Below are 15990 nucleotides of genomic sequence, written 5' to 3' on the forward strand. Positions count from 1 at the left end.
GCGCAAGACCAAACGAGGCCAAGGATCACGCTAAGGAGTCAGCGCCGGCTCCGCGAAGAACGCCTGGCTCACCTGGGCCAGCCAGTGCGGGTCCTGGACGCCACACAGTTCGCGCACCGAGTGCATGGACAGCAGGGGCACGCCGACATCCACCGTTCGGATACCAAGCCGGGTTGCGGTCAGCGGCCCGATGGTGGAACCGCAAGGCATGACGTTATTGGACACGAACTCCTGGTACGGGACGCCCGCCTGGCCACACAGCCTGGCCCACAGGGCAGCGCCGGTGGCATCGGTGGCGTACCGCTGGTTGGCGTTAATCTTCAGCAGCGGCCCACCGTTCAGCACAGGATGGTTGGCAGGATCGTGCCGTTCCGGGTAGTTCGGGTGGACAGCGTGGCCGGCATCGGCAGAGACACAGAACGACGCCGCCAGCGCCTGGCGCCGCTGGCTCACCGTCGCACCAAGGCCGTCGGAGATCCGGGTCAGGACGTCTTCAAGGATGGGTCCGCAGGCACCGGAGCGCGAATTGGAGCCGATCTCCTCGTGGTCGAAGGCGGCAAGCACGGCAATTGGGAACGGGGCGGAATCCGAACCCACTGTGACCGAATGCCGGATCAGCGCCGTCAGCCCGGCATGGGTAGCGGAAAGGTTATCCAACCGTCCGGATGCGAAAAACTCACCCTTGGCCCCGAAAACCGCAGGTGCCTGCGTATCCGCGATAACGACGTCGTACCCGCCGATCTGCGACGGATCCACAGCGGCACCATTCGAAACATGCGCGGCAAGTACGCCGAGCAGATCCGCATCGGCCGGGTTTCCCAGCCCCCACACCGGATTCATGTGGCGCTGTTTGTCCAGGGTCAGGCCGTCGTTCACGGCCCGGTCCAGATGGATAGCCAGTTGCGGGAAGCGCAGCAGCGGCCCGGTGACCGTGAGGTGCTCGGTGCCGTCCAGCATTACCAGGCGCCCGGCCAGGCGCAGTTCACGGTCAAGCCAGGAGTTCAGCAACGGCCCGCCATACACTTCGACGCCGGCCTGCAGCCAGCCGAACGCCCCGGTGGTGGGCTTGGGTTTGAGCTTGAAGGACGGCGAATCGGTGTGCGAGCCAAGAATGTGGAATCCGGTGGTGGGACCGGCCGATTCCGGCGCCACCCAGGCGATCAGCGCACCGTCCCGGATGATGTAGAACCTGCCGGCAGCGGCCGGCCATTCCGCGAGCTCATTCAGTGCGGTAAAACCAGCGGCGTCCAGCCTGCGCGCCGCCTCGCGGACTGCGTGGAAGCTCGACGGCGAGGCGCTGACGTACGCTCCCAGGTCCTGGATGTGCCGGACCGGGGCAGACGTCCGGGCGGGAGCGTCCATGGAATCCGCTGTGGCGGTACCCGGGTCAGTCGATAGTGAAGGCATGCTTTCGAGTCTAGCCCCGGGCATCAGGAGAGGCAGGTCAGTAGTCCGGATTGCTGGGCACCACGAGGCCGGTCTCGTAGGCATAAACCACAGCCTGCACCCGGTCACGCAGGTGCAGCTTGGTGAGGATACGGCGGACGTGGGTCTTCACCGTGGCTTCAGACAGGAAGTAGCGGTGCGCAATTTCGGCGTTGGACAGCCCTTCCGCCATGGCCCCGAGCATCTCCGTCTCCCGCGGCGTCAGGTCCTCCAGCAGCGGATCCCGGGGGGCGGGCGGCGTCGGGGAAGAGTTGTTGCCCCACACATAGGTCTCGAGGAGGCGCTGGGTCACCCTGGGCGCCACCACGGCATCACCGCTGGCCACGACGCGGACGGCCTGCACCAGTTCCTCCGGCGCCACGTCCTTGAGCAGGAACGCCGAGGCGCCCGCCTGCAGACCGGCGAAAGCGTACTCATCCAGGTCGAACGTGGTCAGGATGATCACCCGTGAATCAGCCGCAGAATCCGTGATTGCCCGGGTAGCGTCGATGCCGTTTAACAGAGGCATCCGGACGTCCATCAGGACGACGTCGGGATTGACCTCGCGCACCAGCCGCACCGCGTCCGCGCCGTCACAGGCCTCGCCCACGATCCGCAGGTCATCTTCGCCCTCCAGGATCAGCCGAAACCCGACCCTCAGCAACGGCTGGTCGTCCACCAGCAGTATGGTGATCTCCCTGTCTCCAGTCATTCTTCCCCCAATATTTTTCATTTTTCTGCTGTTCAGTTCTTATTTGTCACTCAGGCCGGTCGCCGTTCCAGTGGAGCACCGCATGGACCCGCCAGCCGCCGTTCCCGGCCGGCCCCGCCTCCACGGATCCTGCATAGATCCGGGCCCGCTCCCGCATGCCGGCCAGGCCCTGTCCGGTTCCCTGAGATGCCTGCGGCATGGCTGACTTGGCTGCCGCAGCGGTGCCAGCGGCAGTTGCGCCGCTGCCGTCATCGAGCACTTCAATGGTGACGGTGCTGCCGTCACGTTCAATACTGACATCCACGCGGCCCAATGACCTGCCGTAGCGCAGCACGTTGGTCAGCGATTCCTGCACAATCCGGTACACCGTCAGCCGGAATGCCGCGTCCTCCGGAAGGGCCGGGCCGGAATGCGAATACTGCAGCGGAAGTCCGGCGGTGCGGAATCCGTCCAGCAGTTTCTCCAGGCTGTCCGCCGGCGCCAGTGGTTCCCGGGGCGCACCATCCACCCCGGTCTCATCACGCAGCACGCCCAGCACGCGGCGCATGTCCGCGAGTGCCATGCGCCCGGTGCGCGAGAGCTCCCCCAGAACCTCACCGGCGCGGTCCGGGCTTTTCCTGACCACGACGGCGGCACCATCGGACAGGCTGATCATCACCGTCAGCGAGTGGGCAACGACGTCGTGGATTTCCCGGGCGATCCGGTTCCGTTCGTTGACGGATCCCAGGGCCGCAGTCCGGGCGGCCCAGGCGGCGATTTCCTGCTCATGCTCCCGGCGCTGCTGCACCGATATACCGATGCCGGTGGCGATGACGTTGGAAAGCAGAATGGTGGCTCCGGTAGCGATAGTGATCACCATCGGCAGGATCTCCGGGTTCTCCCCTGGCTCCCTTCCCGTCAAGGCGTCCACGGGAACTTCAGCGGCCATGACATACAGGAGCACCAGTGGAATGGTGACGGCCGCCAGGGTTGTGTAGGTGACACGCCTGCTGCAGCGCACCGCCACCGCATACAAGGAAAACCACAGCGCCACGGAGACGTTGACACCCCATGGATGGATGATCGCCACAGCAATTTCAACGACTGCGGCGTAGGCTGCCAGCACCAGCGGATGGCTCCTGCGGAAAAACAGCGCCTGGATCACGGACAGCAGCAGCACGGAGGCGGGCCAGTGGCCGGCCCCGATGGCGTCCACCACTGTTGACGCCACCAGGGCCAGATAGCAGAAAGCCACCACGGCATCCATGACCCGCGGGTGCAGGTGCAGGTAGCGCCTGACCCTGCCCCGGCGTCGTGCGGCGATTTCAGCAAAAGACGCGTCGGCCGAAGTGGCCGCCGCGTCCTTCGCCGATGTTTCAATCATGGTTTGAGCCTAGTACTCCATCGAATGGCTGAAATGCAGCCAGACCCAGGGTCAGACGTCCCGCCGCTTGAGCACAAGCGTGGCCGGAACCAGGAACAGCAGCACGTAGCCCAGGAACAGCAGGCCGCCCTGCCACGGATCAATGACGCCGTCCTGGTGGCCGATGGACAGGAAGCGCCCGCCTGCGTCTGCCGGCAGGTACTGGGGGACGTATTTCCAGAACTCGCCGGGGGCCAATGTCAGGAACTGGGAAGCGAAGGGCAGGACGAAGAAGATGCCCACCAGGACCGTGATCGCGCCCGCCGAGTTCCGCAGCAGCACACCAAGGGAGAGCCCGATCAGTGCCACACCGGCCACGTACAACCCACCCGTAAAGACGCTGTAGATGACGCCGTCCCGGCCCCAGTCGAGGTCAATGCCCCGCCCCTGGAAAACCGGCATCGCGATCATGAACGTGGCCACGGCCGCAACGGTGGTGATGACATAGGCGACCACGGCGAGGATGATCGCCTTCGCGGCAAACGCCGGGATCCGCTTGGGGACAGCACTGAGCGTGGAGCGGATCATGCCGGTGGCGTATTCGGAGGAGATGAAGAGAACTGCCAGGGAGCCCAGGACCAGGATGCCGATCTGCAGCCCGGAGTTGGGCAGGTTGTACAGATCCATCTGTGAGCCCGGTGGGAAGGTCTGCTCCATCTGCTCAGGAGTGAGCTTCTGGCCGGATTCCTCTGCCATAGAGACCATCTGGTCCATGATCGTGTAACGGAGCAGGACGGTCAGGGCACCAACACCGACGATGGCCACCAAGGTGGTTGCCAGCAGCAGCTTGGTGGACAGCAGGGTCCAGAGCTTGATCCACTCTGACTTTAGAATGCCGCCGAAGGTGACCCCATGGGTTCCGGCAGGGGAGCTGCCGGGGGAGCCGGAGGTAGAGTCGGAGGTAGAGCCGGCAGAGCGTCGTGCAGTTGTAGTGGTCATGGTCCTTACTTCCCTGCCGGTGCTGCGGTGGACTGGTTGTGTGACTGGCTGGCCGACTGGCCGGGTGACTGCATGGTGCCGCCGTCCGCAACCCTTGAGTGGTACTCCACTTCGTCCCGCGTGAGGTCGAAGTAGGCCTCTTCCAGTGAGGTTGATTGGGGCGTCAGCTCATAGATGAGGATCCCCTGTTCGAGTGCCAGCTGCGCGATCTGGCGGGAGTCCAGGCCGGAGACCTTAAGTGTTTCCGGTTCGTTCTGGTCAACTTTCACGCCGTTGCCCACAAGAAGTGTGGACAGCTGCGAGGCCGCGGACGTCCTGACCAGCGTGGCCTGCTGCCGGGAGCCCGCCAGCACCTCGGCCATGGGGGCGTCCGCAATAATCCGGCCGCGGCCGATCACCAGCAGGTGGTCAGCGGTCTGTGCCATTTCGCTCATCAGGTGGGAGGACAGGAAGACGGTTTTCCCCTGGCTGGCCAGGTAGCGCACCAGGTTCCGCACCCAGAGCACGCCTTCAGGATCCAGGCCGTTGACCGGTTCGTCCAGGATCAGTGTCTGCGGATCGCCAAGCAGCGCCGCGGCAATGCCCAGCCGCTGGCCCATGCCCAGCGAGAAGCCGCCAGCCTTTTTCCGGGCTACTGCCTCAAGGCCGGTCATCTCGATGACCTCGTGTACACGGGACAGCGGAATGCTGTGCGTGGCGGCCATTGCACGGAGGTGGTTGTAGGCACTCCGGCTGGTGTGCACCGCCTTGGCGTCCAGCAGCGCTCCCACCTGGTGCAGGGGGTCCCGGTGTGCGGAGTAAGGCCGGCCATTTACGACGGCGGTGCCCGACGTCGGACGGTCAAGTCCCATAATCATGCGCATGGTGGTAGATTTGCCAGCGCCGTTGGGGCCTAGAAAGCCTGTCACCTGGCCGGAGCGAACGGTGAAGCTGACCCCCGCGACAGCTGTTTTGCTGCCATAGACCTTGGACAGGTCTTTTACCTCAATCATTTGGAAGCTTTCCTTTACCTTGCGAAGCCTTACGGTGCCTGAAAGTGTTCAGTTTTCACCGTACCGATGATCAGCTCCGGAAACGCCGGTCTCAGGGATGATTCAGGGTGTAGTCAGGGTCGTCCCGAAGGATGAGCCTCAGGGGGCAGCAATCAGGGGTGTGTAGTACCTCAGCGCGCGCGGCCTGATACTGAACTCCACGGCCCGGATGCCGGCATGCACCTCACCGTCGACGGCCAGGACCAGCGGAAGCCTGCCGCTTTGTACCCGTACCGTCGTAGCCTCACTCAGGTGTGTGATGCGCGAGCTTGCTATTGTTCCGGTCAGTACCGACCAGAGCAGCCGCAGCCGGGCAAACGACTCGTCCGCCGTGATCATCCGAATGTCCAGCACGCCGTCGTCCATCAGTGGGCGGATGAGGGGTGCGTGGTCCCGTGGATAGTAGCGGCCGCGGCCCAGGTACATGATCCAGAGCTTGTGGCGTACACCGTCCGCAGTGAGGTAGGTGGGCCGCCCTGCCGCGAAGGTCCTGAGCATGGCGACCACCCCGGCCAGGGGTTTGCCGAGCGCAGGCTGCAGGTGTTCGCGGCGGCGCACCATGTTGGGATAAACACCGATGCTGGCGGTGTTCAGCATCAGCAGTTCGAGCAGTTCGGGGCTGTCCGGGCTTCCCCGTTCGGCAACGGCAATGCCCACGTCGGCCAGAGCAGCTTCACCATGAGTGGCCGCATGGACGGCGTCCCTCAGTGAGCCGGTTCCAGCGTCCCGCGCGAAGTGGTTCAGTGTTCCGCCGGGCAGTACCAGCAGCGGGAGGGAATGTTCGACGGCGGCAGCAGCCACAGTGCCGACCGTACCGTCGCCGCCCCACACACCCAGGGCAGCGATGCCGGGCGTATCCACAAGTCTGGCGACTGCTCCGCCGAGGTCCCCGCCTGACTGTACCGATACTATATGCGCCATGGGGAATACTTTGGCGAGGACGTCCACCGTTTCCGCAGAGTAGGAGCCGCCCAAGGTGTTCACGACGATTCCCAGGCCCTCGCCTCCGGGCAACGGTGGCGCCGCGGCAGCAGTGCGCGCCGTTTGCGGAATAGGAGGCCGGACGGGCCACCACTTGCGGGTGATGAATGCCGCTCCGACTCCCAGTGCCGAGCCAAAGACCACGTCCGAGGGCCAATGCGCCCCAATATGCACCCTCGAGTATGCGACGCCTGCGGCCAACGGAATCAGGCCCGCGCCCAGTGCCGGCTGCAGCATCGTAACTCCGGCGGCGAATGCGGCAGCGGATGCGGAATGCCCTGATGGCATCGATGAACTGCGCGGCTGCGGATGCACAAAGCGGAACACCGGCAGATGCTCCGGCAGCGGCCGTGCCCGGGGCAGCAGGGTCTTGAACACCGCGTTGGTAACGGACGAGGCCACAGCCTGGGCGATCAGGCCGTGCACGGCAGCCCTGCGCGTCCTGCCGGGAACCAGCGCCATTCCGGCCGCAATGCCCATCCACAGCTTTCCGTGGTTGGCCGATGAGGAAAGCCTGCGGAAGAAGGCGTCGTGGTTGCCGTGCGGAAACCGGGAAACCACGCGGACCAGTTTGCGGTCCAGGCGGCTCAGGAAGGAGTTCCCACGCCCCGAGAAGCTGCGGCCCATGGCTCAGCCTTGTTCGTGGCGCGAGGCGAGGGGCTTGGCCGCACCAGCGAGGACCAATGCCAGTAGGATCGGTGCCGTAATCGCCAGCAGGGCACGGTGGATTCCGGTGATGTCGCCCAGGTATCCCAGCAGGGGTGGGCCGGCCAGGAACGCGACGTATCCGATGGTGGAAACCACCGAAACGCGCCGGGCAGCGTGGACCGGATCGTCGGCGGCAGCGGACATACCCATCGGGAAGGCCAGCGCGGCCCCGAGACCCCACAGCGCCACGCCGGCCGCTGCCAGCCACACGTTCCCGGCCAGGACGAACAGGGCCAGGCCGGCGGCCGCTGCGGCCATGCTGGCGCGCAGCACCGTCACTCTGCCGTAGCGGTCGATGTACCGCGCCCCGAAAAACCTCATGGCCGTCATGGCAAGCACGAACAAAGCAAACAGCAACGCACCAGTGGATTCGGACGTACCCAGACCGTCGACTGCAGCCTTGGCGATCCAGTCGTTGCCGGCCCCCTCAGTCAATGTGGCACCCAGTACCACCACGCCGATCAGCAGGGTGCGGCCGTCACGCCAGGCCGAACCGGAGTTGGCTTTTCCATCCTGCGGTTGCGGTGCGGGTATGGGGACATGGGGGAGGAAATAGCGCGGCGTGATGAGGGTCAGCGCCGCCACGAAGACCACAATCACCAGCAGATGCAACGGCAGTTCCACCCCGATGTGGGACAGCCCGGCGCCAATCATGGCCCCAACGAACGCCCCGCCACTGAAAGCCGCGTGGAACTGCGGCATGATGGTCCGTCTGAGGCGATGTTCGACGTCGGCTCCCTCAATGTTCTGCGCCACGTCCCAAAGACCGATCGCAATGCCAAAGAAGAAAAGGGAGACTGCGGTTCCCGGGATGGAAGTGAACTGCAGGGAGCCGGCGATTCCCAGCCCGGCGAGGGCAGCCAGCACGCCGCTGGCCCTGACGGTGTTGGCTGTCCCGATCTTGCCTACCACCAGGCCGGCCGTGGGCAGTGCCAGCAAGGATCCGATCGCTGTGCAGAGCAGCAGTGTTCCCATCTGGCCGGACGTGATCTGCAACGTCTCCGTGACTGCCGGGATGCGCGCGGCCCAGCTGGCGAATACCAGACCATTAGCGCCGAAGATGATAAAGGTTGCAATACCGGCAGCCCTGACGGAGGTCTCCGTTGTCGTGCTCATAGAATGACCGCTTCCACTGCCTCGATGTTGGGAATGTTCCGCCTCACCCACCAAATGCTAACCGGATCCCGGCCGATTCCCGCGGCTAAACTGGCGCGTATGGCTGAGGAACTGTTCAAAGACGGCAAGCTTTCCGGCACAGGCGAGTACCTGGACGGCAAACGGCATGGCCGCTGGACGTTCTACTACCGCAACGGCCAGGTCAAGGCGGAAGTGGGATACCTCGGCGGCGAGCTCAACGGCCCCTGCGTCTGGTACCGCGAAGGCGGTGGGCTGCTGCAGAAGGGTTCGTTCCGGGACGGCGTCCAGGACGGCTTTTGGCAGCGCTGGCACAGCACCGGTCAGCTCATGGATGAAGGAATGTACGACGCCGGCAAGAAGGTGGGTGAGTGGGTCACCTATGCGCCAGACGGCTCAGAGAGTAAACGGAAGACGTTCAAACCCTGATCCTGCCCGTCCTTTAGCCCGGTCTAGCGGACGCGCTCCACGCGCTTTTCATCCCACACGGGTTCTGCCGACTCGTAGACCTTGCCATCCGATCCGAACACCAGGAAGCGGTCGAAGGTGCGGGCGAACCAGCGGTCGTGGGTGACGGCCAGGACCGTTCCTTCAAAGTGGTCGATGGCCCGTTCCAGGGCCTCCGCTGAATGCAGGTCAAGGTTGTCAGTGGGCTCGTCGAGGAGCAGCAGCGTGGCTCCGGAAAGCTGCAGCAGCAGGATCTGGAACCGCGCCTGCTGACCGCCGGACAGGGATTCGTACTTCTGCTCGGACTGGCCGGCAAGGCCATAGCCATCCAGTGCGCCGGCCGCTGCCTCGCGGCCCATACCGGAACGGTGCTCATCGCCGCGGTGCAGGATGTCCAGCAGTGTCTTGCCCAGCAGGTCGGGACGCACGTGCGTCTGCGCGAAGAATCCCGGGCGGATGCGGGCGCCGAGCTTCACAGTGCCTTCGTGGGGCACTTTGGCGATGTCGACGTCGGAAACGGGCAGGTGCTCGCGTTCCGGATCCGTGCCTCCCGTGGCCAGCAGCCGGAGGAAGTGACTCTTGCCGGAACCGTTGGAGCCAAGGACTCCTACACGGTCGCCAAACCAGACCTCGGTGGAGAACGGCTTCATCAGCCCTGTGAGTTCCAGTTTTTCGGCGACGATGGCCCGCTTCGCCGTCCGGCCGCCCTTGAGCCGCATCTTGACGTTCTGCTCGATCGGCAACGCTTCAGGCGGGCCGGCTTCCAGGAATTTGGCCAGCCGGGTCTGTGCTGCGTGGTAGCGGTTAGCCATGTCGGAGCGGAACGCAGCCTTGTTCTTGTACATGTTGACGAGTTCCTTGAGCTTGATGTGCTCCTCGTCCCAGCGCTTGCGAAGCTCCTCGAAGCGGGCGTTGCGGTCAGCGCGGGCGTCCACGTAGGAACCGAAGCCGCCGCCGTGCACCCAGGCGCCGGCTCCGTTGATGCCGGGCTCCAGGGTGACGATGCGGCCGGCAGCGTTGTTCAGGAGTTCGCGGTCGTGGCTGATGAACAGCACTGTCTTCTTCGACTCGTTCAACTTGCCTTCAAGCCACCGTTTGCCCGGTACGTCCAGGTAGTTATCCGGTTCGTCAAGGAGCAGCAGCTCATCCGGGCCGGCAAACAGTGCCTCCAGAACCAGGCGTTTCTGCTCGCCACCGGACAGTGTTGAGGCGCGCCGGTGCTGGGCCTTGTCGAAGGGCAGGCCCAGGGCCGCCATGCAGACTTCGTCCCACACGGTCTCCACGTCGTAACCACCGGCGTCTCCCCAGTCCACAATCGCCTGGGCATAGGCCATCTGGCTGGGCTCGTCGTCGTGCTCCAGCATGGCCAGCTCGGTCTCATCTACGGCCTTCGCAGCTGCTGCGAGTCCGGGCGGGGCTGCCGAGACCAGCAGGTCCCGGACGGTGGAATCGTCACGGACCTGGCCCACGAACTGGCGCATGATGCCCATGTTGCCCGACTTGCCCACCACGCCTTCGTCGGGGAACAGGTCCCCGGAGATGATGCGGAACAGCGTTGTCTTTCCTGTGCCGTTGGGGCCAATAAGGGCCGTTTTGGTGCCGTCCGGAACTTTGAAGGTCACTCCATTGAGGAGCTGCGTTCCGTCGGAGAGGAAGTAGTCAATGCCTGAGACGTCAATATGGGCCACCGGTCAATTCTCCCACGGCCTACCGGCCGGTGCGTGGCCGGCGCTGGGCTCAGCCGGCCGCAGTCAGGAACTGCTGCAGCAACGGGCCGGAAACTTCCGCGCCCAGCCCGCCCTCTTCGACGAACACAGCCACTGCGAGGTCACCGTGCACCGCCACAATCCAGGCATGCGTCTTGGGCGGATTCTCGCTGCCGAACTCAGCAGTACCCGTCTTTGCCCCCACTGGTGCACCGGGAACAGCGGACAGGAATCCGGCATGGCCGGAGGTCACCACTGCGCGCATCATGTCGCCAAGTACTGCAGCTTCCTCAGCCGTGATGGGCGTACCCGATGAGGCAGCCGGCGCCTCGGGGGTGACCGACGAGGAGGGCGAAGGAGCAGACGGCGACGGCGAACCGCCTGCTTGGTCACCGGCGGCGCCGCTGGCAGCGCCACTGGACTCTCCGTCGTCGGGGTTCAGGACCAGCTGTGGTGACACCGGTGCGCCCTTGGCCACCGAACCGGCCATGATGGCGGCTGCGAGCGGCGACATCAGCACTTTGCCCTGGCCAATCATTGACGCTGCATGCTCGGTGCCACTGGCTTCACCGGGGACGGAGCCCAGGAATGCCGACGCGCCCAGCAGCGGGGCCTCCACCGCCACGCCCATGGACACGGCCGCGGCTTCAAGCTGCGCCTGTGTGACCTGGTCCCGCGCGGCGATAAAGGCCGTGTTGCAGGAGTGCGCGAAAGCATCGCGCAGCGTGACCTCGCCAATGGAAGATTCCGGGTAGCCCGGCGCATTCCGGAAGGTGCGGCCGTCGACGCTGATGGTGGGCGTGCACTGGACGGTGGAATCGGCAGTCATCCCGTTGCGGATCATGGCCAGCGAATCCACCATCTTGAAGGTGGATCCAGGCGCATACTGGCCCAGCATGGCCGTGTTGTAGCCGTTGCTGCCCGGGCCGGAGGCGGCGGCCAGAACGGCTCCGGTGGAAGGCCGCAGTGCCACAATGGCGGAAGCCGGGCCGACGCCGGCCAGGGTGTCCTCGGCGAGCTGCTGGAGTTTCAGGTCCAGGGTGGTCTTGAGTGTGATGCCCGGCGTGGGAGGAGCTTCGAAGAAGATCTTGGTGCCCGGCGAACCTGTACCGGCGGCCGGTGCGGGTACCTCGGCAACAACCTGCACGCCATCCTTGCCGCGCAGTTGGGAATCATACTGCTGCTGCAGCCCGCCTGTTCCTGTGCTGTCGCCCTCCTGCAACGCTCCGTTGGACTTTTCAATCTGTTCCGCGTTCGCCCGGCCTACCGTGCCGAGCAATGCCCGGGCAAAGGTCCGCGTAGGGGCCAGTGCCATAGTGTCCTGCAAGGCGACGGCGCCGGCAATGGCGTGGATCTTTTCGGCAGTGATTTCGGCAGTGTAATCGCGCAGGACGATCCCCTCCACGAAGGCTTCGGGGCCGGAAGCAGCCATCTGCCGGGCATAGGCGTCAGCGTCCAGGCCCAACAGCGCCGCCAGTGCCCGCGCCGAAGCATCCTCCTGCCCCTCGGGAACCTTCGTCTTGTCCAGGCCCACCCGGAGTACCGGGCGCTCCTGCACAATCGGGGCGTCCGCCGCACCCAGGATCTGCCCGCGTGGCGCTTCCATGCTGCGCAGGCTGAGTTTTTCACCATCCTCCAGCCTGGGCGCCAACAGCGCAGGGCTCCATCGGACGGCCCAGTCATCGCCGGACTTGTTCAGTTCCGCCTGGGCACTGTACTCCCACTTGGTTCCGCCAAAGTCCCACGTGAAGTTCATCGGCACCGTGGCAGCCGAGCCATCCAGCGTCAGATCGCCTGCTTGCACAGCTGGCTTGACGTCGCCCAGACCCGCGAAAGTGGCCTTGAGCTGCTCGTTTGCAGCGGCAGCGTCCGTGCCTTCAAGGGCCAGCGAACCGACATCCAGCGAAGACAACGAGGACGCGAGCTCGTTCGCCGCAGCCTCCGCACCTCCCCGGCCGTCATCGCAGGCAGCGAGCGGCGCGGCCAGCATGAAAGTGACAAGGCCCATGACAATTTTTTTTGTTTTCCCCACCCGCGCCATTATGCCCTGACCCACGGACAACATCGCAGCTGTGAGGAAAGGCATCACAAACGGCAGGCTGCTGCCGGGAGCCGAAATGCCGCGCTTGCCCGGCAAAGAGCTGCCTGACGTGACGCGCGGTTACATGCCCAGTTCCGGCACACCGACGCCGAAAACATCGCGTAGCGCCTGGCGGGCCGCGAAGTAACCGGGCATCCCGGTGACTCCCGGGCCGGGTGGCACCGATGATGAACACAAGTACACGCCCGGCAGGGGAGTACGCCACGGCACAGGGGATACCACCGGCCGGCGGACCAATCCAAGGAGATCCATGGCGCCGGAGCTGAAGTCTCCACCCACGTAGTTGCTGTTGTACTCCGATAGCTGCACCGCGGTGGTCACCTGATAACCCACAATCAGGTTCCGGAACCCCGGGGCAAACCTCTCCAGTTGGGAGATGACCGCCTGGGACATGTCCACGGATGACCCCTGCGGCACATGGCAGTAGGTCCAAAGTATGTGCCTGCCGGCAGGCGCCCGGCCGGCGTCGAACCGTGACGGCTGGGCTACCAGTACATAGGGCCTCTCAGGATGGCGGCCGGCGGCCACTTCATTCTCTGCCGCGGCCATCGCCGATCGTGAGCCGCCAACGTGGACGGTGCCGGCGTCAACCAGCTCCCCGGCGGTCCAGGGCACCGGACCAGAGAGGATGAAATCCACCTTGCACGAGCCATTCCCATAGCGGAACGTATCCAGGGCACGTCGGTACCGAGACGGCAGGGAATCCCCGGCGAGGCTGCTGAATCCGGCGGGTGCGACGTCCAGGAGCAGTGCCCGCGCAGGAGGCAACTCCCTCAGGGAATGAATGTCCCGTCCGGTATGAATGCTGCCGCCATGGGCTATGACGTCGGCCGCCATGGCATCTGCAATGGCCTGCGAACCGCCTCGGGGGATGGGCCATCCGCCAGTATGGGCAAGCGTTGCCAGCATCAGCCCGGCCCCCGTGGCTGCGAGTGAAGGCTGCCTACCCACGGCATGTGCGGCTGCACCGGTAATCAGGGCAGGCGCGGCTTCGCCCCGGAAGCGGGCGCCCCAAAGCGGCGATCCCTGCTCCAGGGTCCGCAGTCCGAACAGCGCTGCCGCGAACGGATCCCGCGGCAGGCGCAGCAACTGGTTCTGCGTCAGGTCCATCACCCCGTCCACCCTTTGCACCAAGGTTGCGAACAGCCGTGAATAGGCGGCACCATCAGGGCCAAGGGCCTCGGCAGTCCTGTCCAGGGAACGGTACGCCAGCGCAGCAGTGCCGTCATCCAGCGGTGAGCCGAAGGACAGATCCGGTACTTCAAAGGGCACACGCCGGGTCAGCTCGAACTGCCGGAAGAACGGCGACGCGAAGGACATGGGGTGGACTGCGGAGCAGACGTCGTACACGTGGCCGGGTACCAACAACTCCTTGGTCCGCGTTCCGCCACCCACGGTGCCAGCGGCTTCAAAGACCTCCACCTGCAGCCCGGCCCGGGCCATGATCACGGCAGCCGCCAGGCCGTTAGGCCCTGCTCCGACCACAACGGCGTCAGTCATCGAAGAATCCGAAAACGGTCCGGAGCGTTTTCGAACGGCCCGCCTTGGGGGTCATCCATTCCGTGCCGGCGGATGGGGTCGTGGCCGGGATCGTAAATCTCCTGCACCACGCGGGCCATCAGGTAGGCCGTGGCCACCATATGCGCCACGACGGCCAGCACGTAGTACGGCATATCCAGGTTGTTCTGCTGGGGGCCGTTGCTGGTGGTCTGCGCCAGGTATAGCCAGATGGCCGCCCAGTGCAGCCCCTCGATGCCCTGCCACACCAGGAAGTCGCGCCACTTCGGCCTGGCCAACGCCACCAGGGGAATCAGCCACAAGACAAACTGGGGCGAATAGACCTTGTTGCTCAGGATGAATGCGGCCACGATCAGGAAGGCGAGCTGCGCCAGCCGTGGCCGCCGTGGTGCCGTCAACGCCACTACAGCAATAAGGGCACAGGCAACGACGAACATCCACAGGGCCAGACTGTTGATGGTGCCGGGCTCCAGGGCAGGCCAGCCGGCCCTGCCGGCGATCAGGTTATAGGCGAACCAGGGGGAGCTGTATCCGGCAGGCCGGTCCTGGGTGAACTGGAAAAAGTAGGACCAGCCGCTGGGATTGGCTACGGCAAACGGCAGGTTGACAACCAGCCAGGTGACAAAAGCGGAGGCGCCTGTGACCAGCAGTGGCGCATAGCGTGCGGTGCGCACGGCCAGCAAAAGGATGGCTCCGAAAATCAGGACAGGATACAGCTTTGTGGAGATGCCCAGACCAATAAATACGCCTGCCAGGACCAGTCGTTCCCGGGAGAAGAAGTACATGCCCAGCGCGAGCAGCGCCACGGCCCACATGTCCCAGTTGATCAGGCCGGCCAGAACGATTCCGGGAGCCAAGGCCACCATGGCAGCGTCCCAGGGTCTGCGCCGGGCCATCCGCGCTGTGGCGATGACCGTCACGATCCACACGGCGATGACCAGGGTGGCGTTGACGTCGAAGTAGGCCAGGACCCGGTCATCCGAGACGGCCGCTTCCGCGGATGCACGCGATGCGCCGGGAACCAGCAGGGCAGTCGTCCCGGCGATCAGCCCGATCAGGACCGGGTACTCGAAGTTGGTTCCGGGAGTGAAGAGCGGGAATGTACCCTCGGCCAATCCCCGGCCCCGGAACAGCTCGGGGAAATCGGAGTAGCAGGTGGTGTAGAACTGCGCAGGAGTGTCCCACCCATTGGCCCGGCAATACCCCTTCAGCACCACGCTGAGCAGCGCTGCCGCCAGGGTGAACAGGATCAGTACCCGTTCAACACTGAAAACACCCGGCGACACCACGCCAGGCGCCGAATGCCGGCCCAGGGGGCCACCCACCACTTCGGTGAATTTCCGCAGGAAGAGGTCGCTGCGGCTTGGCACCACCAGCCGACCACGCTGCCGCTGCTGGGGCTGCCCTGTGTGCTGCATGCTGTTGAGCATACCGGCGTCAGCCCACGGAGAACCCTGAAGAGCCCGTTAAAAGGGGGGAGCCCACGCGTAGCCGCGTGGGCTCCCAAGGGGTCAGTTCCGATGTGAACCATCAGAGCCTCCTTCGGTGTTACATCCGGTCCGCTGCGAACAGAGGGGTCCCGATATCAGCGGATACCGCTGACATGCTGGTGCATCAACACGTAGACGTACTCGCGATGCTGTTCCAGCCGGTCCCGGTCGAAGCGGTAGGAGTCGTCGCGCCGGGGACGGACGACGTCGGACATCAGCTTCCTGATTTTCTTCACCATGGTGTTACCTCCTTTCGAGGGGTCGGGTAATGCATTCGCCGCGAATTTGCGGAGAAATCTGGCATGACAATTAGAGCCATTAAAGAATGCTGATTAATGGCAATAAATGGGCAAGGAAATGCCCGGTGATTAGTGTGGTGAATTCGCCGCGGCGAAG

Annotated in this window: 13 protein-coding genes; 1 reads left to right on the forward strand and 12 read right to left on the reverse strand. The window is 64.7% G+C overall.

The features are described from left to right. Positions 1 to 30: 30 nt before the first annotated feature. The 7 genes from ACWA13_RS18350 to ACWA13_RS18380 all read right to left on the reverse strand — a co-directional run bounded on the left by ACWA13_RS18350 (position 31) and on the right by ACWA13_RS18380 (position 8314). Positions 31 to 1362 carry a M18 family aminopeptidase gene (locus ACWA13_RS18350; RefSeq protein WP_463937971.1) on the reverse strand — a complete coding sequence of 444 codons (1332 nt, stop codon included), beginning with the start codon at positions 1360 to 1362 and terminating at the stop codon, positions 31 to 33. Positions 1363 to 1444: 82 nt separating this feature from the next. After that, complete coding sequence (locus tag ACWA13_RS18355) at positions 1445 to 2137, reverse strand: response regulator (RefSeq protein WP_463935854.1); 693 nt, start codon at positions 2135 to 2137, stop codon at positions 1445 to 1447. 46 nt (positions 2138 to 2183) lie between these two features. Beyond that, entirely contained in the window at positions 2184 to 3500 is a 1317-nt protein-coding gene (locus ACWA13_RS18360) for a sensor histidine kinase (RefSeq protein ID WP_463935855.1), read from the reverse strand. A gap of 51 nt (positions 3501 to 3551) precedes the next feature. Continuing rightward, positions 3552 to 4478: an ABC transporter permease gene (locus tag ACWA13_RS18365; protein WP_463935857.1), complete on the reverse strand. Its 927-nt coding sequence runs from the start codon at positions 4476 to 4478 to the stop codon at positions 3552 to 3554. Between the two features lie 5 nt (positions 4479 to 4483). Continuing rightward, the gene (locus ACWA13_RS18370; protein ID WP_463935858.1) at positions 4484 to 5470 is read right to left on the reverse strand and encodes an ABC transporter ATP-binding protein; all 987 of its coding nucleotides are present in this window, start codon (positions 5468 to 5470) and stop codon (positions 4484 to 4486) included. 138 nt (positions 5471 to 5608) lie between these two features. Beyond that, positions 5609 to 7117, reverse strand: coding sequence for a bifunctional phosphatase PAP2/diacylglycerol kinase family protein (locus ACWA13_RS18375; protein ID WP_463935860.1), 1509 nt, complete (start codon positions 7115 to 7117; stop codon positions 5609 to 5611). 3 nt (positions 7118 to 7120) lie between these two features. Continuing rightward, positions 7121 to 8314, reverse strand: coding sequence for an MFS transporter (locus ACWA13_RS18380; RefSeq protein WP_463935861.1), 1194 nt, complete (start codon positions 8312 to 8314; stop codon positions 7121 to 7123). A 99-nt stretch (positions 8315 to 8413) separates the two neighbouring features. On the opposite strand from ACWA13_RS18380, the gene ACWA13_RS18385 reads away from it, so the two are divergent. Beyond that, positions 8414 to 8761, forward strand: coding sequence for a toxin-antitoxin system YwqK family antitoxin (locus tag ACWA13_RS18385; protein WP_463935862.1), 348 nt, complete (start codon positions 8414 to 8416; stop codon positions 8759 to 8761). 23 nt (positions 8762 to 8784) lie between these two features. Here ACWA13_RS18385 and ACWA13_RS18390 read toward each other — a convergent pair whose 3' ends face one another. The 5 genes from ACWA13_RS18390 to ACWA13_RS18410 all read right to left on the reverse strand — a co-directional run bounded on the left by ACWA13_RS18390 (position 8785) and on the right by ACWA13_RS18410 (position 15833). After that, positions 8785 to 10467 (reverse strand): ABC-F family ATP-binding cassette domain-containing protein, encoded by a 1683-nt coding sequence (locus ACWA13_RS18390; protein ID WP_463935863.1) that lies wholly within the window; start codon positions 10465 to 10467, stop codon positions 8785 to 8787. 49 nt (positions 10468 to 10516) lie between these two features. Next, positions 10517 to 12493, reverse strand: a complete 1977-nt coding sequence (locus tag ACWA13_RS18395) for a penicillin-binding transpeptidase domain-containing protein (protein ID WP_463935864.1) — start codon at positions 12491 to 12493, stop codon at positions 10517 to 10519. Positions 12494 to 12646: 153 nt separating this feature from the next. Continuing rightward, positions 12647 to 14086 (reverse strand): phytoene desaturase family protein, encoded by a 1440-nt coding sequence (locus ACWA13_RS18400; RefSeq protein WP_463935865.1) that lies wholly within the window; start codon positions 14084 to 14086, stop codon positions 12647 to 12649. Continuing rightward, positions 14083 to 15522, reverse strand: coding sequence for a glycosyltransferase family 87 protein (locus ACWA13_RS18405; protein ID WP_463935866.1), 1440 nt, complete (start codon positions 15520 to 15522; stop codon positions 14083 to 14085). The genes ACWA13_RS18400 and ACWA13_RS18405 overlap by 4 nt, the downstream gene beginning before the upstream one ends. A gap of 167 nt (positions 15523 to 15689) precedes the next feature. Then, complete coding sequence (locus ACWA13_RS18410) at positions 15690 to 15833, reverse strand: hypothetical protein (RefSeq protein WP_463935867.1); 144 nt, start codon at positions 15831 to 15833, stop codon at positions 15690 to 15692. Between the last annotated feature and the right edge of the window lie 157 nt (positions 15834 to 15990).

The organism is Pseudarthrobacter sp. TRD_SC_9, assembly GCF_055361265.1.